The 211-nt window shown below is 57.8% G+C and carries 1 protein-coding gene; it reads left to right on the top strand.

Annotated features, from left to right (window positions below; translation table 11 throughout):
• On the top strand, nucleotides 1-211 hold a 211-nt coding region (locus H8K43_RS18845), incomplete at both ends, for a contractile injection system protein, VgrG/Pvc8 family (protein ID WP_186905274.1).

The raw sequence follows: 211 nt of genomic DNA, 5'->3' as shown, positions 1-211 counted from the left end.
CGGCTGTCGTGACGGCGGCGCGTTTCGTCGGTCTAGACAGCCGCCATGCCGTGATTGAATGTACGCTGCAACCCTGGCTGCATCTCGCGAGTCTCTCCAGCGATTGCAAGGTGTTTCAGAATCAGACACCCGTCGATACTATCCTCGCGGTATTAGCCGATTATCCGTTTGCAGTCGAGCGTCGTCTGATCGAACGCTATCCGCTGCGCGA

Source organism: Cognatundibacterium curvum, from assembly GCF_014284235.1.
In the GTDB taxonomy this organism is placed as follows: Bacteria; Pseudomonadota; Gammaproteobacteria; order Burkholderiales; family Burkholderiaceae_D; genus Undibacterium; species Undibacterium curvum.
The sequence above is the reverse complement of the archived record's forward strand: the minus strand, read 5'-3'. Positions and strand labels throughout refer to the sequence as shown.